We start from the raw sequence: 23,559 nt of genomic DNA, 5'->3' as shown, positions 1-23,559 counted from the left end.
TGCGGCCTCTTATCCGTCCTACATCATAGACCGGAAAAGTTGAGCTCTAATAGTAATACCAGAGCATATTCATCCGATGCACCATCACAATCAAAACAACACCAGCTAAAGCCAACACTAAGGTAGACCAACGAGTACGTTCTGAAAGCGACCAGAAAAAAGTTCCGGCAGGAATAAGCATCGCAGTGATGAGATAACCATAGTATTCTAACCAGTCTCCGCTAGGACCATCGGTAGTTATCTGCATGATTACCGAACCGATGAGATATATCACCAGCCATAATTCAAGAATCAGAACAGAACCTTGAGACCAATCATCAGGAACCCGTCCTCGAAGAAACTGCCAACAACAGATAAGAGAAGATACTCCACCTAATAGTGCGGTCCCCCAAAACCATACATCTAAACCAGCGAACATCATGCGTTTTGATCCTCAAATATTTTTCCTGATTCCCACACCAATAATGGAAAGCTCAAGACCTTTCCACGCTTCTTCTGGTTTTTTACCAACGCCACCAAGGTACCGTCAGGAGCAAAAACAGCTTCGACACCCTCAACCGGCGGATGATTATTCGGTTCTTCAGGAGCAACGTATAAAGCGACGTCTTCAGAGGCAGCCTTAATAGCACGTCCAAAAGAAATATCCGTCGCTTCCTCTGCCAGAAGAGTACGAGAAGGAAAAATAGCTCGAACAGAGTCTTCTAAAGAAATCAGACGAATCTGACCGTTCGTCTCTTCTTGCTCAGCTAATTCCTCTAAAGAAACCGAGTGTTCTAAGTTCACAGTACCAATACGTGTACGACGCAGCTGAGTTAAATATCCTCCGGTGCCAAGGCTCTGCCCTAAATCACGGGCTAAAGCACGCACATACGTACCAGAAGAGACAGAAACTTCAACCTGCACATCGATGACTGGAGCCATCGTCTCAGGAGTATATTCTGATACGAGCTCTTCCGATAGCTCACGAGCAAAATCTGCAACTTTTACCATCCGGCGAGACACATCAAGCACCTTAAACTCTGCCACGTGTACGGCACGTCCAGCAAGCTTGACGTCTTCTCCTTGATGAACGCGAGCATAAGAACGCACACCATCGACCTTAATGGCAGAGACCGATGACGGTACTTGAACAATATCTCCGGTTAGTTTCTGCACCTGTTGAATAATATCTTCGTCACGTATTATTTTCAGATGCTCCGAAGAACATAACCAACGCAGCTGTCCATCAAAATCGTCGCTATGAGTAGTACCGCCCAAACGGATGGTAGCCGTATAGCTCTTTGACTCCCCCGTAATCCACGTCAATAGCTTAGTAGCCTTATTGACGCCTACGATGAGAACGCCTGTTGCCATAGGATCTAAAGTTCCGGCGTGTCCAACCCGTCGAGTATGCGCTAAACGGCGCACTTTCCCCACGACATCATGACTTGTTAGACCTGCAGGTTTATCAATAACAACGATTCCTGAAGGCCCGTTAGGTGCTCGGCGTGCCACCGGTTATGCTTCTTCGTCTTCGGTATCTTCAGCAGGTTTCTTATAAGGGTCAGCTTCACCTGCGTACTGAGCCTGAGCAGATTCTTGCGCTAAAGCCTCATCACGACTGCGTGCTTGACGTAGAAGCTCTTCAATATGAGAAGCGTTCACCGGTACCTCGTCAGGAACAAAAGTTAATGTTGGGGTCAGACGAGCAGTAATGTTCTTACCCACCTCAGAACGTAAAATTCCGCGGGCTGATTCTAAAGCCGCTTTTGTTGATTCTTGTTCTTCAGGTGTGCCATATACGGTGTAGTACACGGTTGCGTGTTGCAAATCGTTGGTAACGCGAGCGTCTGTTACCGTCACAAATCCTAGACGAGGGTCTTTAATACGACGTTCTAGCGCCTGAGCCACAATCACTTTGATACGGTCTGCCAAGCGTGCGGCGCGAGCTGCATCAGCCATCAGTCTCTCCTTGAAAAATAGTTTTAATATACCGGTTCTTATGTCAGTCTACCGGTTAAAGGTCAATGCACTCAAAAACTTATCAAGGGTGAGAGCGCAGACTCCCCTGCACTCTCACCCTTGATAGATTAGCGGAGTGAATCACCACATCTATCTAGCGTAGTGTTCACCCTAGCGTCATATATTCTTTAGACGCGTGGCTTTTCTCGTAGCTCCCACGTCTCAATGATGTCGCCTTCATGAATGTCGTTGAAGGAGCCAAGTCCGATACCGCACTCGTAGCCTTCACGAACTTCAGTAGCGTCATCCTTGAATCGTCGCAAGGACTCAATGTTGAGGTTATCTGCAACAACGGAGCCGTCACGAACCAGACGAGCCTTAGCGTTACGCTTGATGATTCCGTCTTTGACGATAGAACCAGCAATGTTACCCCACTTGGAAGAACGGAATACTTCGCGAATCTCAGCAGAACCAAGCTCCACTTCTTCGTATTCAGGCTTGAGCATACCCTTGACAGCAAGCTCAATTTCTTCAATGGCACGGTAAATCACGGAGTAGAACTTCATTTCTACGCCTTCGCGTTCTGCCAGTTCTGCCACACGCTCTGCCGGACGAACGTTGAAACCAATAATCACAGCGTTATCAACGGTTGCAAGGTTCACGTCATTTTGAGTGATAGCACCAACGCCACGGTGAATGATACGGAGCTGAACTTCGTCTCCACCAGCTTCAATCTTCATCAAGGACTCTTCAAGAGCTTCAACAGCGCCTGAGACGTCACCCTTGATGATGAGGTTCAAGGTGTCCATCTTGCCTTCAGCAACTGCGTCATCGAAGGATTCCAAGGTGACGCGTTTACGACGGCTAGCAAGCTGTGCGTTACGGTCTGCAGCTTCACGCTTTTCAGCAATTTGACGTGCAGTACGTTCTTCTTCGGTAGAGATAAACGTATCGCCTGCACGAGGAACGGTAGAAAGACCAAGTACCTGAACTGGACGTGAAGGCCCAGCTTCTGTAAGGGCTTGACCGTTCTCATCGAACATTGCACGGACACGACCATAAGCCACACCGGCAACAATCGCGTCACCAATATGCAAAGTACCGGACTGTACCAGTACCGTGGACACGGCGCCACGTCCCTTGTCGAGGTTTGCTTCAATCGCAACGCCACGAGCTTCTTTATGGGGGTTCGCTTTAAGGACCATGGTGTTGTCTGCAGTGAGGCAGACAGCTTCCAAGAGCGCATCAATGTTGAGGTTATCGCGTGCTGAGACATCCACGAACATGGTGTCTCCACCGTATTCTTCAGGGATGAGGTCGTATTCAGTAAGCTGTCCACGAACCTTATCAGGTGAAGCGCCCTCTTTATCGATCTTGTTGACAGCCACAATCATAGGTACCTTAGCGGCCTGTGCGTGACGGATAGCTTCAACAGTCTGAGGCATTACGCCGTCGTCTGCTGCAACCACCAAAATTGCGATGTCAGTGACTTTAGCACCACGGGCACGCATTGCGGTGAACGCTTCGTGGCCGGGAGTATCAATAAAGGTGATAGCTCGCTTTTCGCCTTCAACAGTCGTGTGAATCTGGTACGCGCCGATGTGCTGGGTAATACCGCCGGCTTCTCCCTCAATCACGTTCGTATTACGGATAGCGTCAAGCAAACGGGTTTTACCATGATCGACGTGACCCATAACAGTCACCACTGGAGGACGAATTTCTAGAACATCATCATCTTCTGCAGCGGTTTCTGCTTCAAGGTTGATGTCGAAGGATTCGAAAAGTTCGCGTTCTTCGTCTTCAGGGGAAACGATTTTAACAACGTAACCGAGTTCTGCGCCGAGCAGTTCAAAGGTTTCTTCGTCCAATGACTGAGTTTGCGTTGCCATTTCGCCAAGACGGAATAGCACGGTAATCAACGATGCAGGGTTTGCGTTAATTTTCTCAGCAAAATCGGTAATAGATGCACCACGGCGAAGACGAACGAGAGTGTTTCCGTCACCGCGAGGAATCTGAACACCTGCCAAGTGCGGTAGTAGAACCTCTTCAATGTCACGATTGATGCGTGCACGCTTCTTGCTCTTGCGCTTAGAGCCGGCACCTCCGCGGCCGAAAGCACCCTGCGCATTTCCGCGTCCACCACCGGGTCCGCCACGTCCTGGTCCGCGGTTGAATCCGCCACCGGAGTTGCCGCCACGGCGAGAGTTACCACCGGCACCGCCGCCACGAGGGCTAGCACCAGGTGTCATCTTTGTTGGCATCATATTAGGTGATGGGCGGTTTGCGCCGCTACCTGCATTTGCTGCGGGGCGAGGAGCGTTATTACCCGCTGGGCGAGGAGTATTTGCGCCACCGGAGCGAGGAGCATTGTTGCCTGCGGGGCGAGGAGCACCATTTCCGGCAGGACGTGGGTTACGTCCACCACCGGGGCGTGCTCCAGCGTTTGCGCCACCGGAGCGAGGGGCATTATGTCCTCCACGCTGGTTACGTCCACCACGAGCAGAAGCATTACCGCCACGTTCAGAACGCCCACCACGTTCAGAGTTCTTGCCCATTCCCTGTTGTGTAGAGAAGGGGTTGTTGCCGGGGCGAGGGCCAGGTTTAGGCCCAGGCTTAGCGGAGACCGCACCGGGTTTAGGCGTATTTGCCGGTGTCGGTGTTGGCTGAGACATTCCCTGTTGTGTAGAGAAGGGGTTGTTGCCGGGGCGAGGGCCAGAGGGCTTGGCAGCGTTCTTAGGCTGAGCAGGTTTCTCTGGCTGCGCTGCAGGCTTAGCAGCAGGTGAAGGCTGAGAAGTTTTAGCTTCCGCAACTGGTGCTTTAGCTGGAGGTTTAGGTCCAGGTTTAACAGCTGAGCTGGTAGAAGGTTTAGGTGCAGGCTTCGCTGCACCTGTTGTTTTAGGTGAAGAACTCTTCTGCGGAGCTTTCTCAGCTTTTTCTGCAGAGTTTTCTTTCTTGGGGAACGCTGCACGTAGTTTTTTCTCTACGGGAGGTTCAACGGTCGAAGACGCACTTTTGACGAATTCGCCAAGTTCTTGAAGCTTTGCGACAGCTTCTTTAGAGGTGATACCGAGGTCTTTCGCGATCTCGTGTACGCGGGGTTTAGCCACTTTTCTCCTGTCCTGGCTCACGCCGAGGACGGCGCGAACCTTCAGTACTTGAGATAAACGGGTGTATTACGGTTGTAACCACCCATCATTTTGCCGGTAACAGAGCACGTAATAGTACTCATTGTGCGGCACTCATAAGGTTTCCATCAGTTTTCTGACTCGCTTTCGAATAAGAAGTCGTCAAACTAGTTGACTTACATTAGTTCGCCACCCGACTCGCCTGGTGACGAGCCGAGGAGAACATCGTTGACGTTGATGTTTCGACAACGAGTTCTACGGCATTGACCCGTGTGCGAAACGCTCGATTGAAAGCTCCTTTTTTCTGAGCTTTATTCAAACATTCATGGCTATGATGTAGCCATGCTCCGCGTCCGGGTAGTCGTCGTCGCATATCCCATACCACGCGAGGCGGTTGCCCCGCCGTGACGTTTTCTAAAGCAACTCGGACTAATTCTTCTTGTGCTGTTACTTCACGACATCCGATACAAGTTCGTTGGGGTTTCATGAGTATGAGCTCATCCCTTCTTACTATATTCGGATATTTCACGCCGTCTTCTGGGGTCAATGCCCCGCAAGAAACGGCTACACCTATGGTGCATCGTTTCGTAACACCACTATCAGTCTATCGTTCTTCATCGACAGAACTGAAACTTTGTTAGTTAACTCGCATTCTGCGTGTTATTCTTCGTCTTCTCCGACGGCCTGATTGTAACGAGATTCAGAAAGAATATCGATACGCCAACCAGTAAGTTTCGCCGCAAGACGAGCGTTCTGACCTTCTTTACCAATAGCCAAAGAAAGCTGATCATCTGGCACTACCGCACGAGCAGAGAAAGTTTTAGGGTCAATCACCGTTACATGTTTAACTCTTGCCGGTGAAAGAGCCGCAGAGATAAATTCTGTGGGGTCTTCAGAATAATCAACGATATCAATTTTTTCGTCGTTAAGTTCAGACATCACCGCGCGCACACGAGCGCCCATCTCACCGATACAAGAACCTTTAGGGTTAATGCCAGGTTTGGTAGCACGCACAGCAATCTTGGTGCGATGGCCGGCTTCACGTGCTACTTCCATGATTTCGACGAGGCCTTCTTGAATTTCTGGTACTTCATGTTCAAAAAGTCCACGCACAAAGTTGGGGTGTGTTCGAGAAAGTACGATGGAAGGACCTTTAGGCCCACGGCGGGCTTCAAGGATATATGAGCGGAAACGCAAACCGTGCGGGTAGCGCTCGCCGGGAACCTGCTCGGAAGTGGGAAGGACAGCTTCGACAGCTCCCAAATCAACATGAACCATGCGAGGGTTAGGGCCCTGTTGCACGATACCAGAAACAATCTCTCCTTCGCGGTCACGGAAAACGCCGAGAACTTGAGAGTCTTGAGCGTCACGAAGACGTTGCTGAATAATTTGTCGAGCTGTTGAAGAAGCGATACGTCCAAAGTTATTGGGGGTGTCGTCGAATTCACCAATTTTTTCGTCGTTTTCGTCTAGTTCTGGTGCCCAGATAGTGACGGTTCCTGTGGTGAGGTCAATTTCTGCTCGTGATTCGCGGATAGCTCCAGGCTGTTTGTGGTACGCCAAAAGTAGTGCGTTCTCGATCATCGGTATAACCTCATCGAGGACGATATCCCCTTCTTTTTCAAGCTTTCGCAGGATGCTCAAATCAATATCCATGGCAGGCCTTTCCTTCTACAACAGACCGGGGCACGCGTGTACCCCGGCTCCGCCTTCTCTAACATTCAGGCGGAAGATACCGCATGAACCTTCGTGTTTAACGTTTTCTCTACTTAGTGATTCTAGCGAATTTTCCCACTAGTGATTGAATTCAATTTCTACTTTTGCGGCAGAAATTGCCTCCCACAGAAGTTTTTCGCTCTCTTTGTAGGATTCTTTCTGACCTTTTTTCGTCTGTTTTTTACGACGAATCATGGCGCCGTCTTCTTCGACGTTGTCTAAGCGAGCTAAAAATTGTTCCCCTGATTCAAGAGTGATGTCTAGTAGACGTCCCTGTGCCCGTTTCCAGTGTCGGACTTCGGTGAGTGCACGTGTAGCTCCAGGAGAAGAAACTTCTAAAGCATACGGGACGTTTCCGTCTTCTGCTTCATCAAGTGCGTTAGAAAGAGCTCCAGAAATTTCAGCTAAGGTGTCGAGGGAGAGCAGATCAGTGCGGTCTTCGGTGTAGTCAACAACAACTTCTAGAGTACGGTGCATGCCAGAACCTTGAGCTTTAAGACTCTCAAGCACACAACCGAATTGTGCAATTACTGATTCAATGCTCTCTCTGACGTCCTCGACGTTGAGGAAGGCGCTGTATTGTTCGGGTGCAGATACTCGAGCTAAAGCACGTTCAGCTGCACGACGCTCTCTAGCATTCATAGTATTCTTTTGAGAAGGTTGTACCATCAGCTACTTTCTTTTTCAGATTAAATCGAACTAGCGGTTAAGCCTACCGTCTATGGCACCACTTTTCCTATGAGAACACCCCTAACACGGTGGTGTGTGAGAGCTAACGTAAAAAGAGAAGGTAGATTCGGCAGGTCGTACACTCTCAACACCGCTGATGACAAGAAAAGGGTTATACCACGATGAAATCTTCGACTCTAGCAAGCGCGCTCACAGGTAGCTCTCTTGTCATAGTGCTAGCCCTTGGCGCATACTCTCAAGTTCAGGAGCGTCATCAGGCAGAATCTTTAGCACCGTACACTCGCATATCTAGCGCTCTCATTGAGGTACAAGATTCTTTAGCTTCACAGCAAACTCCCGTATCTGATGAGCTAAAATCTTTGGTTCAACAACAACTAGATTCGTTACCTCATTCGGCAAATATTCTAGCGAGCAAGGACCACCCCAAGGATGATTCTCCCTCGTGGGAGAAGACCTTTGATTCTTCTGTACAGAAGCTATATCACGAGGTTTTTATCAATGCAGCTCAACAATCCGAAGCTCAAAATTTTGTTCGTTCTGAACCGTTAGAGTTTGTTCAGAAGTTACAAGATTTTGCTCAAGAACATCAGATAAAGCTCTCTGAGGTGAAAGCTCCAAAGACAGTTGCTTGCCGTCCTCTTTCAGAGCGTACCCCAGCACCTGAGAGCGTTGCACGTCTTCTTCAAGCAAGCTATGCGTACCATTATGCCAGTGAGGTCATTGGGGCAAGAACCGATGTCGATAGCTTTTCTGCCCAAGAGGTGTCAGATATTGAGCGTTCACAGCAGCAAGCACAACTCTTTGAACGCCAGCTTGTTCAAGCAGTATCGTGTCAGTATCAGTTACCAGAACAGCAGGTTACTTATCCGGTTGACGTTGCACAAGGGTACACATTTTTAGAAGAACAATCTGATGTTTTACAGAAGAATGCTTTAGCAGTTGTTGCCGACCGCAACGTACCAAGTGATGCGCAAATTTTTGTTCTTTCTACCCGTATCTTTTTAGAAGGCTAGTTCAGTTCTTCTGATACTTCGTGACAAGGTATATAGCTGAGGGTGTTCGTCCGATGAAAACATCGTACGGACACCCTCAGCTTCGTATGGTTTGTTCTTAGGCAGATACTTCTTCAGCCGTTATTTCTTGTTGTACTTGTGCAACGGCCTCATCAAGGTTCACTTCGCGAGATGATCCGGTTCGGCGGTCACGAATTTCAATCTTTCCGTCTGCGTAGCCACGTCCAACAACAATAATTGTTGGCACACCGAGCAGCTCAGAATCTTTAAATTTCACGCCGGGTGATACCTTCGGACGATCATCGAAAATCACGTCAATCCCTGCAGCTTCGAGCTCATCAACAAGTTTTTGAGCACCAGCAAGGATTTCTTCACCTTTGCCTGTTGCCACAACATGCACGTCTGCTGGTGCGATGTTTCGGGGCCAGATAAGGCCCTTCTCATCATTATTTTTTTCAGCAATAGCAGCTAGCGCGCGAGTAACACCTACGCCGTAGGAGCCCATCGTAACTGTTTGTAGCTTTCCGTCCTGGTCAAGGACTTTGAGCTCAAGTGCTTCAGCGTATTTACGTCCTAGCTGGAAGATATGTCCCATTTCAATACCACGAGCAGTGTACAGTTCACCAGAGCCATCGGGGGCCATATCGCCTTCACGGACTTCGCAGGCTTCAATAGTAGCGTCTGCCACGAAGTCACGGCCTACAACAGCGTCATACACGTGGTGTTCAGCTTGGTTAGCGCCAGCAATCCAAGCGCTTCCTTCTACGATACGTGGGTCAACATAGAAAGGAATACCTGTAGCAGATTCTTCACCTAAGAGTTGTTGCTCTCGTGATACGCCTGGGCCGATATATCCTTTGACCAGTTGCGGGAAGTCTTTGAGGTCGTTCTCGTTTGCTGGTTCTACCTCAACTTCGCCGCCAACACCTAGTAGCGCACCGATGTTAACCTCCACACGAGAAAGGTCTACGTTACGGTCTCCGGGGATGCCGATAGCAGCCAGACGACGCTCTCCATCAGGCAAAATAACCGCAACAATCAGTGTTTTGAGGGTATCTTTCGCCTCCCATGAGCAGTTCTCACGAGGATAAAGCTCGTTTGATACCTGCACCAAAGATTCGATAGTAGTTGCCTGAGGCGTTTTACGAACACTTGCTGCTGGTGTGTTACTCGCATCTACAGTTTCTAGCGGGTAGGTAGTGACAGCTTCAACGTTCGCAGCATATCCACCAGCAGAACGCACAAAGGTATCTTCGCCGATAGGCGTCGGGTGCAGGAATTCTTCAGAACGAGAACCACCCATAGCACCAGATTGCGCTTGAACGATCACAATTTCTAGTCCGAGTCGTTCAAAGATACGCTGATAGGCGCTACGGTGTGCGTTATAGGCTTCTTCGAGTCCGCTGTCGTCAAGGTTGAAAGAGTAGGAGTCTTTCATGATGAATTCTCGTCCGCGCAAGAGCCCAGCACGTGGGCGTGCTTCATCACGGTATTTTGTTTGGATTTGGTAAAGGTAGACGGGGAGGTCTTTATACGAGGTGTAAAGGTCTTTAACGAGAAGCGTGAACATTTCCTCGTGGGTGGGGGCAAGGAGCATATCTGCGCCTTTGCGGTCTTTGAGGCGGAAGAGGTTATCTCCGTATTCATCCCAACGGTTCGTGGCTTCGTAGGGTTCACGTGGGAGCAGCGCGGGAAAGTGTACTTCTTGGGCGCCAATAGCGTTCATCTCTTCGCGGACGATGTTCTGCACTTTGTTGAGCACCGAGAGTCCTAATGGTAACCAAGTGTAGATACCTGGTGCGGCACGGCGAATGTATCCGGCACGAACTAAGAGTTTATGGCTGATAACTTCTGCATCGGAAGGGTCATCGCGCAGGGTGCGCAAAAAGAGTTGTGAAAGGCGAATAGCCACCAAAATCATCCATTCTTATTGTGGGGTGCTCATGAGTGTTTGTGACACTTGTTGAGGAATATTTGTACTTATTTTAGCGTAGATGCTCTGTTGATGATGTTCCTTAACGGGCAAGGCATCGACGATGTTATGGGGGGGGGAAGAAAAGATAGTTTTTAGAACGTCACCGTTGCAAAAGTACCGTGTTGTTCCATACCGAGACTTTGATATAGCCGGTAGGCGCGTTGGTTATGACTATTGACGTACAAACTAATATGAGGGAATCTTGGGCGAATAAGTTCGATAGCTTGAGCTAGTAGAGGTGCAGATAGCCCTACCCCACGGTAGGCAGGATGCAACCATACCCCCTGTATTTGGCAAAGATCTGAGTACGCTAGCCCAAGGTCTGCTTTGAAGATGACAACACCATCATCGTTGGTGGCAACGAGGGTTCTTCCTGTTCTAATGTATTCTTCAACTCGTTGGATGTATCCGGCGGAGTCTCTAGTCATCGGGTCATAACCCACTTCTTCAATAAACATTGCCACAGAAGCTTTAAGTAGTGAATGGCGGTCGGAGGTACGTGCCCAGCGGACGGCGTTCTCTTTAATGGCTGGAACGTCAAGGTTTTTTTGCTGAGGTTGAATTTTTTGTGTGGTAAATGTTTCTAAAGATTTCTGTGGGTCAAGGTATAGTAGCGGCTGATCTTCGCTCACGGAGAGAGGCGTTGCTGCTTTAGGTTGTAGAAGTTCCCATAACCCAAGAACGTCTTCAGCGTCGCCAATGATGGATGATATGTATTTGATAGAGCGGGTAATCATGGTACTGGCATGTTTACGGTATTCTTTGGGAATTACGATAGGGACACAATTTGATCCTAACCAGAAGGCGCCTACCATCGTGAAGAATGTTGCGGAGTGTTCTTGAGAGTATTTTTCATGAGGCTCAAGAATCTCATTTTGTAGCGGGATAGGTCTCCGTGGTTTTAATGTAATTTTGTCAAAAAGTTTTTCCGTAACTTTTTTGACGGTTTGGCTCATTCGTTCGCTATCGGGCAGATACGGTTTTCGTGTGTTGGTGTTTTTGCGTTCTGTCTCAAAGTTACCGTAGGCGAGTTCTACTCCGTGATGGACTATCGGTGCGTTCTCATAAACAGGTATGAAGATGCCCATGAACCCATAGTTTTGGCGTTGCCCGCTCAAGGTGGAGGGTGTTGGTAGTCCAAAGCGCTCTAGATGTTCTGAAGCGTAGAGGTTCTTGATGGGGTCGGTGGCTATCATCGTTTCAAGTTCGTCCCAATCGTCAATGGTTAGGGGACGAATAAGAACATCCTCTGTGTTGCGTTGAAAAAATGAGAGCACGGTGGCCACAGCTTTCTTCAGGTTGAATGTATGACACTGGCCAGGGGTATGGTGTTTCCCTGGCCAGTACTTACGGGTTATTTGACAATGACTTGCGCACCAGGCCCATCTTCTGGGATGTATTCGCCGTTGGCTTCCATTTCTTCGGCAATACGGGTAGCTTCTTCGATGAGAGTTTCAACAATTTGGTCTTCGGGCACGGTTTTGATGACTTCGCCTTTGACGAAAATTTGTCCTTTGCCGTTACCTGATGCGACGCCGAGGTCTGCTTCGCGAGCTTCACCAGGCCCGTTGACGACACATCCCATAACGGCAACGCGAAGCGGAACTTTCATGCCTTCGAGCCCTTTAGTGACGTTTTCTGCTAGTTCCCAGACGTTGACTTGTGCTCGTCCGCAGGAGGGACAAGATACGATGTCAAGTTTTCGAGGACGAAGGTTCAGCGATTCAAGAATCTGTGAACCTACTTTGACTTCTTCAACAGGAGGAGCAGAAAGCGACACTCGGATAGTGTCACCGATGCCTTGAGATAGGAGCGCCCCGAAAGCCGTTGCGGATTTGATGGTGCCTTGAAAGGCTGGTCCAGCTTCTGTAACGCCTAGGTGCAAAGGCCAGTCTCCGCGTTCTGCTAGGCGTTTATATGCTTCGACCATGACTACGGGGTCATTGTGTTTAACGGAGATTTTGAAGTCGTAGAAGTCGTGTTCTTCAAAAAGTGAGGCTTCCCAGACTGCGGATTCTACGAGCGCGTCGGGTGTTGCTTTGCCGTATTTTTGGAGGAGGCGCTTGTCGAGGGAGCCAGCGTTGACTCCGATACGGATGGAGGTTCCGTGGTCATTCGCCATTTGCGCGATTTCTTTGACTTGGTCATCGAATTGTCGGATGTTTCCGGGGTTAACGCGAACGGCTCCACAGCCTGCTTCAATGGCGGCATATACGTATTTGGGTTTGAAGTGGATATCTGCGATAACGGGTATTTGTGATTGCTTCGCAATGATAGGTAGTGCTTCTGCGTCTTTGTCGGTGGGGCAAGCCACACGTACGATGTCGCAACCGGCAGCGGTAAGTTCAGCAATTTGTTGGAGGGTTGCACCAATATCGTGTGTCTTGGTGGTTGTCATTGACTGCACCGACACTGGAGAGTCTGAGCCAACACCTACGGACCCAACTTTGAATTGTCGGGTTTTGCGACGTGGCGCAAGTGTAAGCGGGGCGGGTGCGGGCATGCCTAAACTGACCGAAGCCAAGATGTTCCTCCAAAGACTTGTCGGTGGTGCGCGCGATGCGCACCGATACCGTTATCTATTGTGCACCAGATACTAGTGTTTTTTCGAATGCAGTGGGCTTCGCGACGAGTTTCTGCTGTAGATATAGCTCTCAGCGCAATGTTAAGAGCGACGGTGTTTGTTTGTTCTTCCACGATATACCACCTTCATAAGAGTGGTTGTCTGTTTTGTCACAGATAGTTTTTAGAAGAGGTTAATAGGTTTGATGATGTCGGCAAGGATAAGGACCGCCGACATAAGGATGAATGCTCCAGCTACGACCCATGTCAGTGGAAGAAGCTTTACGGGGTCAAAGGGTCCAGGGTTAGCTTTACCTCGTAGGCGTGCCCAACCTTTTCGGAGGCCCTCCCATAGTGCGCCGGCAACGTGTCCTCCATCAAGCGGTAACAATGGAATGAGGTTGAAGACGAATAGCATGAGGTTCATGGAACCGATTAGGGAGATGAGCGTAGCGCTTTTAGAACGTAAATCGATACGGCCTGTTGCTGCGATTTCACCTGCAGCACGCCCGACCCCAACAACGGAAACGGGTGAGTCTGCGGGGCGTTCGCTTCCAGTAACGAGTGATTCTCCCACTGAGAATACTCTCGCTGGAAGTTTGAGGACTGTTGCACCAATACGTTCGAGGGTGTTCCCCACTTCGGGGAGAACTTGTCCAATATGTCCTGGTGTTAGCTCGCTAGTGGGGCTAACACCGATGAAACCAACGGTGATGGTTTTGTAGGTTCCGTCGGAGTTCTTTTCGTATTGTCCTGTGAGTTGGTTATAGACCGGTCTCACCGTTTCCAACGGGGTGATGGTCAGTTCTCGTGTTTTTCCATCTTTTTCAACGGTTACTGGAACAGCGTGGTTTGCGTTCCGTTGGATGAGAGAGGTGAGTTGTTCCCACGATGTGACCTGTTCACCGGCAAAAACAGTAATAGTATCTCCAGCTATAAGACCTGCCGCGTGTGCTGGAGAGTCGGGATCTGTGTTGGTGCAGCTGGCACGGTTGGCTTGGTCTGCGTTAGTGGCAGTGACGGTATGTACGCATTGTGAAATGGTTTCGATGGTGGTTGTGGGCTGGTATTTTCCAAAACCGAGGATGAGCACTGCCATACAGAGAACCCCAATGAGGAGGTTCATGGTGGGCCCGCCGAGCATGATGATAATGCGTTTGTAGACTGGCAGTTGGTAGAACAATCGCCCTTCGTCCTTTGGTGTGATACGTTCGGCGTCGATGTCGCGTGCGTCTTGGTAAATCTGCGATAGGCGGTTGTGACGAGTGGTTTTTGAGGCGGGTGGGTACATCCCAATCATTGAGATGTATCCGCCAAGAGGGATGGCTTTGATTCCGTATTCGGTTTCGCCAACTTTTCGGGAGAAGATGGTTGAGCCGAACCCAATCATGTATTGAGGCACTCTGACGTTGAAGAGTTTTGCGGGGACGAGGTGCCCTATTTCGTGTAAAGCGATAGAGAGAATGATGGCGAGTGTCATGATGACGACTCCCCCAATAAATAAGGCGGTACCCATGTTTGTTTCCTCTCTGCGCTGTTCGTGGTGAAATTCTTTAAACTTCACCTATCAAACCATGTTTTCGAGTGTTGTGGCAGTGCTACGCACCGTGTATTGAGCTAGTACACAGTTTTTTCTGGGATGTTAAGCGTAGTTTTTACAGTATTTTTGGTGGTTATTGTGTGCAGGGTCGAGGCGTGAGTGTTATTTGTGCAGGTTGTTCCCCTCCCTCCATAAAACAACACAAGAAAAGATGAAACCATAAGAACACAATCTCCTTATGGTCACAAAAACCCTCTGCACAACACCTTGCAGAACTTTAACTATATGTCACCAACACAAAAACTTCACAAAAGAACATAATAGGCGTTACGTACCACATAAATACAAAATAACATTTTCTAATATCAATAAAACTACTAGTCAAAAGACATTTTTAAGCTAATCATAAAAATTCTTTCCATAACAAAACCAGCACACCTTTTAACATTCAACAGCTCAATGGATACGATAAAAACGTCACATAAAAACACCGCTCACATAAACAAAAAGCGGTTACCGCAAACAGGAGTGCAGACATGACCGTTCACACGGAATCGCACACAGCAGAGCACGACATCTTCGCCGTCGCATGGAAAGATTTCACACCAGGACCATGGCAAGAACATGTAGACCTCAGAGACTTCATCCAACGCAACTACACCCCCTACGAGGGCGACGCCTCCTTCCTCGCCGGCCCCACCGACAAAACACTCAGAGTCTGGGACACCCTCGAAAAGAAATACCTCTCGGTAGAACGCAAACAACGCGTCTACGACGTCGACACTAACACCCCTGCAGAAATCGACGCATTCCCTGCCGGCTACATCAGCGAAGACGATGACGTCTGCGTCGGATTACAAACAGACGTTCCCCTCAAACGCGCCATGATGCCCAACGGCGGCTGGCGTATGGTCGAAACCGCCATCAAAGAAGCCGGCAAAGAACCCAACCCAGACATCAAAAAAATATTTACCGAATACCGCAAAACCCACAACGACGCAGTATTCGACATCTACACCCCACGTATCCGCGCAGCCCGTTCATCACACATCATCACCGGCTTACCCGACGCCTACGGACGTGGACGCATCATCGGCGACTACCGCCGTGTAGCACTCTACGGCGTAGACTTCCTCATCCAAGAAAAAGAAGCCGATAAACACAAAGTCGCTGACCAAGGATTCTCCGAACACTGGGCACGATACCGCGAAGAACACTCAGAACAAATCAAAGCCCTCAAACGCCTCAAAAACATGGCACAATCCTACGGATTCGACATCTCAGGGCCCGCAAAAAACGCACAAGAAGCCGTCCAATGGACCTACTTCGCATACCTCGCGTCCGTCAAATCACAAGACGGTGCAGCCATGTCCATCGGGCGACTCTCTGGCTTCCTCGACATCTACTTCGAACGAGACCTAGCCAACGGAACCATCACCGAATCTGATGCACAAGAAATGATCGACGCGCTCGTTATCAAACTACGCATCGTCCGCTTCTTACGCACCATCGACTACGATCAAATCTTCTCAGGAGACCCATACTGGGCAACATGGTCCGACGCAGGATTCGGAGACGACGGACGAACCCTCGTCGTCAAAACATCCTTCCGACTCCTACAGACTCTACGCAACCTCGGACCAGCCCCAGAACCAAATATCACCATCTTCTGGGACGAAAAACTTCCCGCAGGATACAAAGAGTTCTGCTCCGCTATCTCCATCGAAACATCCTCCATCCAATACGAATCTGATCCACAAATCCGAAACACTTGGGGAGACGACGCCGCCATCGCATGCTGCGTATCCCCCATGAAAGTCGGCAAACAAATGCAGTTCTTTGGCGCTCGCGTCAACGCTGCTAAAGCACTGCTTTACGCAATCAACGGTGGACGAGACGAGATGAGCGGAAAGCTCATCGTTGAAGGGTACGAACCCATCACCGGTGACGGGCCTCTCGATTTTGACGAAGTCTGGCAAAAATATGAAGAAATGCTCGATTGGGTGATTGCAACCTACGTTGAAGCACTCAACATCATTCACTACTGCCACGATAAATATGCTTATGAAGCTATTGAGATGGCGCTCCACGATTCCGACGTCATTCGAGCTATGGGATGCGGTATCGCTGGGCTATCCATTGTTGCGGACTCACTGTCAGCTATTAAATATGCGAAAGTCACCCCTGTCCGCGACGAAACAGGACTCATCGTTGATTACATCACCGAAGGAGACTTCCCCGCATACGGAAACGACGACGACAGAGCAGACGATATCGCCGCAACAATCGTCCATACGGTCATGAGCAAGATTAAAGCTATCCCGCTTTATCGTGATGCTATTCCCACCCAGTCAGTGCTCACGATTACCTCAAACGTTGTCTACGGTAAAGCTACCGGAAACTTCCCTTCCGGACACCGTGCAGGAACACCCTTCTCCCCCGGCGCAAACCCCGAAAACGGTATGGATACACACGGCATGGTGGCATCCATGCTCTCTGTTGGCAAACTTGACTATCAAGATGCCCTCGACGGTATTTCCTTGACCAACACCATCACTCCCACCGCGTTGGGGCGCACCAAAGAAGAACAAGTTCAGAACCTTGTAGGCATCCTTGATGCAGGATTCTTACCAGAAGAAGACTAACCGCATATAACGGTTACCCCATGGGTTACCTCGTGTTGGTATATGCCCTCGTGCTGAGGCATATACCAACACATCACTTGAAAAATCTAAGGAGAAAATTATCATGGCAGTCAAAACCTTTGAAGAACGTCTTGCAGAGATGAAAGCTAACCGAGCTAACGTCCCTGCAGATCAGCATGGCCTATACCATGCAAATATCAACGTCCTCAACCGTGAGACCCTCGAAGACGCAATGGAAAACCCCGATAAATACCCAAACCTCACCGTTCGAGTCTCTGGGTATGCCGTAAACTTTGTGCGTTTGACGCGTGAGCAGCAACTTGACGTTCTCTCACGGACTTTCCACCAGAGTGCTTAACTCTCTTCTGGTCAATAATGTCTACATCAACAGTAGAAACGATGCCGTTGGGGGAACAAGGCTTTGCTCCCCCAGCGTCTCGTCATGCAGGAGCTGGAACGTGGGGTCTTGGTGAACTCACCGATTTAGAACGAAGCGAACAGCTTAAAAGAATGAGAGAGGGAAAATTAGGTTCTGTCCATTCTTGGGAGCTCGTTACTGCGGTAGATGGCCCCGGCACTCGGATGACGGTCTTTATGAATGGTTGTCCGTTGCGGTGCGTGTACTGTCATAATCCAGATACGTTTAATATGCGTGATGGTCAGCCAGTTGAGGCTCAAGAATTAATCAAACGCATCAAACGGTATCGCAAAATTTTTAAATCTACCGGTGGTGGTTTAACAATTTCTGGTGGAGAAGTCCTCATGCAGCGTGCTTTTGCGTGGAATGTTCTCATGGGCGCTAAATCTTTAGGTATTCATACGTGCATTGATACCTCTGGTTATTTAGGTGCAGCAGCTACCGATGATTTTCTTGAGTCAGTAGATTTAGTTCTTCTCGATGTTAAAGCCGGTGATGAGGAAACCTACCATCGTGTGACAGGACGACGTTTACAACCAACTATTGATTTTGGTGACAGACTCAACGCTCTTGGCAAAGATGTGTGGATTCGTTTTGTTTCAGTGCCTGGTTACACCGACTCTTATGAGAATGTTGAGAATGTTGCAGATATTGTATGCCGCTGGCCCCAATCTGTTCGAAGAGTAGAGGTCTTACCTTTTCACCAGATGGGAACAGATAAATGGCATTCTTTGGGTCTTGAATACAAACTTGAAGACGTTCGTCCTCCCAGTAAAGAAGAAACAGAGCGGGTACGCCAACAATTTCGGGACCGCGGGCTCACCGTCTATTAAAGTGCCGTTACTGGAATTCTGAACTTTTTAGTAGTTCACATAAATATGCGCTGTTAAAGACCACGGCGGCAAGTTCTCAAGGAGCTTGCCGCCGTGGTCAACACGTTTTGGTACATCTACTATTGTGCCAGTATTTCGCCGGCACGTATACGTGCCCAGCGCTCTGCTTCTAAAACTGAGTCCAAGGTCAAGTTTTTTTCGGAACAATATGCACTCGACGATTCATGTTCGTCCAGTACTTTTTGAACGGTATCAATCATCGCGGTAAAAGAAATTTTCTTCTCATGGAAGGCTTCTACTGCTTCTTCATTCGCAGCGTTAAATACCGTGGGTAGGGTTCCTCCACGACGTCCAGCGTCTTTGATGATACGGACTGCTGGGAACGCTTCTTCATCAAGAGGCTCAAAAGTCCATTTCTGTGCGATGTTCCAGTTACAGGCGGGTGCAACGCGAGGGATACGATACGGCCATGTCAGACCTAACGCAATGGGTAGGAGCATGGTCGGTGGGCTAGCTTGGGCAATTGTTGTACCGTCAATAAATTGAACCATAGAATGTACCACTGATTGCGGGTGCACTGTGACGTCAATATGGTCAAGGTCTACACCAAAGAGGTAGTGTGCTTCTAATACCTCAAGAGCTTTATTGACCATCGAAGCAGAGTTTGTTGTTACGACTTTACCCATATCCCATGTAGGGTGTGCTAGGGCTTGCTCAGGGGTAACATGTTGTAGTTGTTCTTTGGTCATTCCACGAAATGGCCCGCCCGATGCGGTGAGGATTAATCGTTCAATTTCGCTGTCGTGTCCGGCGTTTAGGGCCTGAGCTAGAGCAGAATGTTCAGAATCAACGGGAATTAGGGGTTGTTCGCGTGGTGATTGATCTACTGCTTGGCGGACTAAAGCCCCACCAGCAATGAGGGACTCTTTATTTGCTAACGCAACGTGGGAGCCAGAGGCTAAAGCTGCCAAGGTTGGGCGTAAACCGATGGAACCGGTGATTCCGTTCAGTACTATATCTGCACCGCAGCTCGCAGCTTCAGAAGATGCGTTTTCGCCGCAGATAATCTGTGGGGTGTACCCAGATAATCCATGTGCTGTGCTGTGCTGTTGGATGAGTTCTTGTAAGGTGATACGGTCTTGTTCTGTTCCGCTCGTTGCGATCAGTTCTGCTCGAGTTTCTACAGCTTGTTGCGCTAATAGTTCTAAGGAGTTTCGTCCAGCAGAGAGCGCCCTAACACGGATGGGGGCATCAGCATCGTAGAGGCTAGTATGCGATAGCGAGCATAAGTGCCGTAGCACTTGGAGTGCTTGAGTTCCAATAGAGCCAGTTGACCCAAGAATGCTAAGGGTTCGGCCTACCCCACAATGTTGAAGATATTCATCATTTAGGGACTCTAGAGGATGAGTATTTGTACGAGGTTTAGCTGTGCCACCAAATTTCATAGTATGTAGTTTACCGTCTTTGCTGAAACACTTTGAGGACACCATGATTAGTAGCCGTGTTTTAAAATGACGATGCGAGGGTGCTAGCATCTCGGTTGAGAGCTATCAGCCTCGCATCGCACGGTAGTGCTAAGTTTTAGTTTTTTGCGCCTAGTTTGCCCCAGATAAACAGAGCAATAAGAGAACCAATAACAGCAGTGACGATAGTACCGAAGCTGAGCTCGGTAATGCCGTTAGAAAGGCCAGGAATAAAGGTTCCCAACCATCCGCCGATGAACGCACCAACAATACCCAATGCGGTGGTGACAATAAATCCTCCACCTTGTTCACCGGGCATAATGAACTTAGCGAGTGCACCAGCGATGAGGCCTAAAATAATCCAGGTAATAAGACCCATTTTTATCTCCCTATTTTTATGAGAGTTTCCGCTCTCTGAAAGTATGATGACAGAAAATGCTTCAACCATTAGTCATTATACCTAGATAGTCAGCAGGGTGATATTTTCTTAAGACATTATGCTCTCAGCAAGTAATGAAGTTGACATAAAACTATTTCAAATCAAGTATTAGTTCAATACAGCGATCCATAAATGCGTCAACTTGCGTCTCTTCATAACATAAAGAACCTACAGCGCTACGAAAAACTGCCCGACGAACCAGACCCGCAGAAAGTTCTCCCTCACCTCGAAAATGCTGACGCAGCTTCTCGCATAATGCATCCACATCATCCACAAAATATCCTTGAACCCGTGCAGAGCTAGGACGACGGAAACGCTCTCCTGAGGCACGGTTGATACGCCCCATCACTAATTCAGCACTTTCCTCTACCGCTTGACGCCACGTCTGACGTCCATATTTTTCAATATAACGACGACGTTCCAAAGACGCGAAACGGTCTTCAACACGGTCCAACGTCGCGTCAACGTCAGCCGGATAGTAACCACCCTGCACCGGTGTAAAACTCATGGTGCGAATAGTCGTTGAGGTCATCATCCCAGGGTAAGTTTGTCCTGCGCGCAAATTTTCAAAATCCTCAACCAGCTGAACAAAAAAAGCGTCTACTTCACGCGCAGAATATCCTTGTTTCTTCGGCTCAACAGCACGGAACTCACGAACACGCTGACGTCTTTCTCCCATATAAACCACCTCAAAATACCCATGAAAATCATACTATTCCTTCATCGTCAAAGACCCTAAACAAGGAATTCAAAACCAGTAAATAGTACGTATCCAACAGCTAAACAAAAAACAATAGAATCTAACCGGTCCATTACTCCACCATGACCAGGAAGAATGTTTGACATATCTTTCATGCCAATTTCACGTTTAATCATAGATTCAGAAAGGTCACCAGCAGTCGCCGTCACAACCAATGCGCACGCCAGAATAACGCCAAACCACCACGGATACCCTAAAAAGAAACACGAAATAACAGCCGTCAATGCAGACCCTATCAAGGAGCCAGCAAACCCTTCCCACGTTTTTTTCGGAGAAATCGTTGGAGCCATAGGGTGCTTACCCCAGCGAACACCCGCCAGATACCCCCAAGTGTCATTCGCAATAGCCATCAACAAAATTAAAAATATTTTGCCAGAACCACCGTCAGTTCTAAACAACAACAAGGCTAATGCCACCATAAAAGGAACCCATGAGGTCACAAAGATAGACCCCATCACTGACATAATCATGCCATCTTTAGGCCCCAAAAGACGCCAAATAATCTGCGCTAGAATAGCGCAGACCATCGCAGTAATCATCCATTGCCCACCCCCAATATAAGCGATTAAGGGTAGGAATAATGCGCTTGCTACTGTAGGAAACATGGGTATTCCCATACCACGTTTCTTATTGATACCAGAAGTTACTTCCCACGTACCAACAGCAGCAGCAAGCGCACCAAGAATGACAAGAAGCCAAGGGTAGCAAAACAAACCGACAATAAGAAGAGCACCTAAAAAGGTACCTACGAAGATAGCAGCAGGAAGATTACGTCCCGCTTTAGAATTCTTTGACCCAGTTTGCTGTTTAACCCGAGCACTCATCAAATTTAGACCTCGAGAAGCTCCGCTTCTTTACGCTTGAAAAGCTCATCAATGTGGTCAATATGCTTTTTTGTCAAAGCGTCTAGTTCTTTTTCTCCGCGAGCACCTTCATCTTCGCCAACTTCGCCGTCTTTGACGAGCTTGTCGATAGCGCTCTTTGCAGTGCGACGGATGTTACGCACAGAAACGCGCGCTTCTTCAGCTTTATGACCAACAATTTTGATGTATTCTTTACGGCGTTCTTCTGTCATTTCTGGCATCACAACGCGAATCACATTACCGTCGTTTGCAGGGTTAGCACCAAGATCAGAGTTACGTAGAGCTTTCTCGATATCGCTAAGAGCAGACTTATCGTAAGGGGTAATAAGAATAGTTCGAGCTTCAGGAGTCTGGAAAGACGCCAGCTGCTGCAAGGGAGTAGGAGTTCCGTAGTATTCTACGGTCAGTGAAGAGAACAATGAAGGATTTGCACGGCCAGTACGCACGTTAGCGAATTCATTCTTTGCAGCTTCCACTGCCTTATCCATCTTTGTTGTTGCTTCTGCTAATGATTCCTCGATCAACGGTATCTCCTTTTAATACAGTATTTTTATCAGTCAAAATAACTGACAGGTATGCTCCCTATTAGTCTAGTTGATTTACTCTCTTCTTGCTTAAGACATCTCGAAGAAGCAAGTGTTAATTCCATGAAGAGTGAAGAGCTACCAACGCAAAGGGTTCTTTTGTTCATTAGGTATTTACACCAGATGAACAAAAGAACCCTCAAAAAACATCGCGCCTAGTTATTCTTAGGCTGTCACCAGAGTTCCCATCTTTTCACCAAGAATAGCTCGAGTTACATTACCGTCACCTTGCATACCAAATACGCGCATCGTGACGTTGTTATCACGGCAGAGAGAGAACGCCGTCTGATCCATCACACGGATGTTCTTACGCATTGCCTCATCATAGGTGAGGCTATAAAGACGCTCAGCATCAGGGTTAGTCTTTGGGTCTGCAGTATAAATACCATCGACGCCGTTCTTTGCCACCAAAACTTCGTCTGCCGAGATTTCTAGAGCACGCTGCGCAGCAACTGTATCTGTCGAGAAATATGGTAGGCCAGCACCAGCACCAAAAATTACAACACGATCTTTTTGCATATGGCGAATAGCTCGGCGTGGAATATAGGTCTCAGCAACCTGCGGCATGGTGATAGCAGACTGAACACGAGTATCGATACCAGCCTGCTCAAGGAAATCTTGAAGAGCCAAGGAATTCATGACAGTACCTAGCATGCCCATGTAGTCTGCGCGGGAACGATCCATTCCCGCATTTGAAAGCTCTGCGCCACGGAAGAAGTTGCCTCCACCAATCACAATAGCGGTCTCTACTTTGCCGATGGTTGCAGCAATTTGTTCAGCAACTCCACGAACAACGTCGGTTGCAATACCGACTTCTCCACCGCCAAAGACTTCCCCCGATAGTTTGAGAAGAACTCGACGGCGTCCTGTGTCATCGCGATAGGTGGGGGTAGTAGCGGGCTGAGTCATGATGGCGCCTCCAAAAAGTTCTGTATTTATGATGCGTCATAAAACGCGTTCTCGTCTAATAGCATACGACAAGGGGAAGTGCC

The 23,559-nt window shown here is 48.6% G+C and carries 22 protein-coding genes; 4 read left to right on the top strand and 18 right to left on the bottom strand.

Annotation, left to right across the window (positions count from 1 at the left end):
- Positions 1–46 precede the first annotated feature (46 nt).
- From ACN083_RS07275 to rimP, 7 genes are all read right to left on the bottom strand, one after another.
- Positions 47–421 (bottom strand): hypothetical protein, encoded by a 375-nt coding sequence (locus tag ACN083_RS07275; protein ID WP_419102169.1) that lies wholly within the window; start codon positions 419–421, stop codon positions 47–49.
- Positions 418–1,494 (bottom strand): tRNA pseudouridine(55) synthase TruB, encoded by a 1,077-nt coding sequence (gene truB / locus ACN083_RS07270; protein WP_419102168.1) that lies wholly within the window; start codon positions 1,492–1,494, stop codon positions 418–420. Before truB ends, ACN083_RS07275 begins: the two co-directional genes overlap by 4 nt.
- Before the next feature lie 3 nt (positions 1,495–1,497).
- A complete protein-coding gene (rbfA, locus tag ACN083_RS07265) occupies positions 1,498–1,941 on the bottom strand; it encodes a 30S ribosome-binding factor RbfA (RefSeq protein ID WP_419102167.1) in 444 nt (147 codons plus the stop codon).
- A 188-nt stretch (positions 1,942–2,129) separates the two neighbouring features.
- A complete protein-coding gene (gene infB, locus ACN083_RS07260; RefSeq protein WP_419102166.1) occupies positions 2,130–5,048 on the bottom strand; it encodes a translation initiation factor IF-2 in 2,919 nt (972 codons plus the stop codon).
- 199 nt (positions 5,049–5,247) lie between these two features.
- The gene (locus ACN083_RS07255; RefSeq protein WP_419102165.1) at positions 5,248–5,553 is read right to left on the bottom strand and encodes a YlxR family protein; all 306 of its coding nucleotides are present in this window, start codon (positions 5,551–5,553) and stop codon (positions 5,248–5,250) included.
- Positions 5,554–5,726: 173 nt separating this feature from the next.
- Positions 5,727–6,722, bottom strand: coding sequence for a transcription termination factor NusA (gene nusA / locus ACN083_RS07250; RefSeq protein WP_419102164.1), 996 nt, complete (start codon positions 6,720–6,722; stop codon positions 5,727–5,729).
- 138 nt (positions 6,723–6,860) lie between these two features.
- On the bottom strand, positions 6,861–7,451 hold the full coding sequence (rimP, locus tag ACN083_RS07245) for a ribosome maturation factor RimP (protein WP_419102163.1): 591 nt from the start codon (positions 7,449–7,451) through the stop codon (positions 6,861–6,863).
- 182 nt (positions 7,452–7,633) lie between these two features.
- Between rimP and ACN083_RS07240 the strand changes: the two genes are divergently transcribed.
- Entirely contained in the window at positions 7,634–8,485 is an 852-nt protein-coding gene (locus tag ACN083_RS07240; RefSeq protein WP_419102162.1) for a hypothetical protein, read from the top strand.
- Between the two features lie 97 nt (positions 8,486–8,582).
- Here ACN083_RS07240 and ACN083_RS07235 read toward each other — a convergent pair whose 3' ends face one another.
- The 5 genes from ACN083_RS07235 to ACN083_RS07215 form a co-directional block, all read right to left on the bottom strand.
- Positions 8,583–10,397, bottom strand: coding sequence for a proline--tRNA ligase (locus ACN083_RS07235; protein WP_419102161.1), 1,815 nt, complete (start codon positions 10,395–10,397; stop codon positions 8,583–8,585).
- A gap of 155 nt (positions 10,398–10,552) precedes the next feature.
- Positions 10,553–11,737, bottom strand: coding sequence for a GNAT family N-acetyltransferase (locus ACN083_RS07230; protein ID WP_419102160.1), 1,185 nt, complete (start codon positions 11,735–11,737; stop codon positions 10,553–10,555).
- A 77-nt stretch (positions 11,738–11,814) separates the two neighbouring features.
- Positions 11,815–12,984 (bottom strand): flavodoxin-dependent (E)-4-hydroxy-3-methylbut-2-enyl-diphosphate synthase, encoded by a 1,170-nt coding sequence (ispG, locus tag ACN083_RS07225; protein ID WP_419102159.1) that lies wholly within the window; start codon positions 12,982–12,984, stop codon positions 11,815–11,817.
- The gene (locus ACN083_RS07220; RefSeq protein WP_419102158.1) at positions 12,966–13,157 is read right to left on the bottom strand and encodes a hypothetical protein; all 192 of its coding nucleotides are present in this window, start codon (positions 13,155–13,157) and stop codon (positions 12,966–12,968) included. The genes ispG and ACN083_RS07220 overlap by 19 nt, the downstream gene beginning before the upstream one ends.
- Before the next feature lie 49 nt (positions 13,158–13,206).
- Complete coding sequence (locus ACN083_RS07215) at positions 13,207–14,538, bottom strand: M50 family metallopeptidase (RefSeq protein WP_419102157.1); 1,332 nt, start codon at positions 14,536–14,538, stop codon at positions 13,207–13,209.
- A 560-nt stretch (positions 14,539–15,098) separates the two neighbouring features.
- On the opposite strand from ACN083_RS07215, the gene pflB reads away from it, so the two are divergent.
- The 3 genes from pflB (at position 15,099) to pflA (ending at position 18,458) form a co-directional block, all read left to right on the top strand.
- Positions 15,099–17,207: a formate C-acetyltransferase gene (gene pflB, locus ACN083_RS07210; RefSeq protein WP_419102156.1), complete on the top strand. Its 2,109-nt coding sequence runs from the start codon at positions 15,099–15,101 to the stop codon at positions 17,205–17,207.
- A 103-nt stretch (positions 17,208–17,310) separates the two neighbouring features.
- A complete protein-coding gene (grcA2, locus tag ACN083_RS07205) occupies positions 17,311–17,565 on the top strand; it encodes an autonomous glycyl radical cofactor GrcA2 (RefSeq protein WP_419102155.1) in 255 nt (84 codons plus the stop codon).
- 17 nt (positions 17,566–17,582) lie between these two features.
- On the top strand, positions 17,583–18,458 hold the full coding sequence (gene pflA / locus ACN083_RS07200; protein ID WP_419102154.1) for a pyruvate formate-lyase-activating protein: 876 nt from the start codon (positions 17,583–17,585) through the stop codon (positions 18,456–18,458).
- 119 nt (positions 18,459–18,577) lie between these two features.
- On the opposite strand, the gene dxr is transcribed toward pflA, so the two are convergent.
- From dxr to pyrH, 6 genes are all read right to left on the bottom strand, one after another.
- Positions 18,578–19,903 carry a 1-deoxy-D-xylulose-5-phosphate reductoisomerase gene (dxr, locus tag ACN083_RS07195; RefSeq protein WP_419102153.1) on the bottom strand — a complete coding sequence of 442 codons (1,326 nt, stop codon included), beginning with the start codon at positions 19,901–19,903 and terminating at the stop codon, positions 18,578–18,580.
- A 136-nt stretch (positions 19,904–20,039) separates the two neighbouring features.
- The gene (locus tag ACN083_RS07190) at positions 20,040–20,300 is read right to left on the bottom strand and encodes a GlsB/YeaQ/YmgE family stress response membrane protein (RefSeq protein ID WP_419102152.1); all 261 of its coding nucleotides are present in this window, start codon (positions 20,298–20,300) and stop codon (positions 20,040–20,042) included.
- A gap of 151 nt (positions 20,301–20,451) precedes the next feature.
- Positions 20,452–21,039, bottom strand: a complete 588-nt coding sequence (locus ACN083_RS07185) for a cell division protein DivIVA (protein WP_419102151.1) — start codon at positions 21,037–21,039, stop codon at positions 20,452–20,454.
- Between the two features lie 56 nt (positions 21,040–21,095).
- Positions 21,096–21,944, bottom strand: a complete 849-nt coding sequence (locus ACN083_RS07180; RefSeq protein WP_419102150.1) for a phosphatidate cytidylyltransferase — start codon at positions 21,942–21,944, stop codon at positions 21,096–21,098.
- 5 nt (positions 21,945–21,949) lie between these two features.
- On the bottom strand, positions 21,950–22,507 hold the full coding sequence (gene frr, locus ACN083_RS07175) for a ribosome recycling factor (RefSeq protein WP_419102149.1): 558 nt from the start codon (positions 22,505–22,507) through the stop codon (positions 21,950–21,952).
- Positions 22,508–22,732: 225 nt separating this feature from the next.
- Positions 22,733–23,476, bottom strand: coding sequence for a UMP kinase (pyrH, locus tag ACN083_RS07170; protein ID WP_419102148.1), 744 nt, complete (start codon positions 23,474–23,476; stop codon positions 22,733–22,735).
- Positions 23,477–23,559: the final 83 nt, after the last annotated feature.

Source organism: Rothia sp. CCM 9418, assembly GCF_048512825.1.
In the GTDB taxonomy this organism is placed as follows: domain Bacteria; phylum Actinomycetota; class Actinomycetes; order Actinomycetales; family Micrococcaceae; genus Rothia.
The sequence above is the reverse complement of the archived record's forward strand: the minus strand, read 5'-3'. Positions and strand labels throughout refer to the sequence as shown.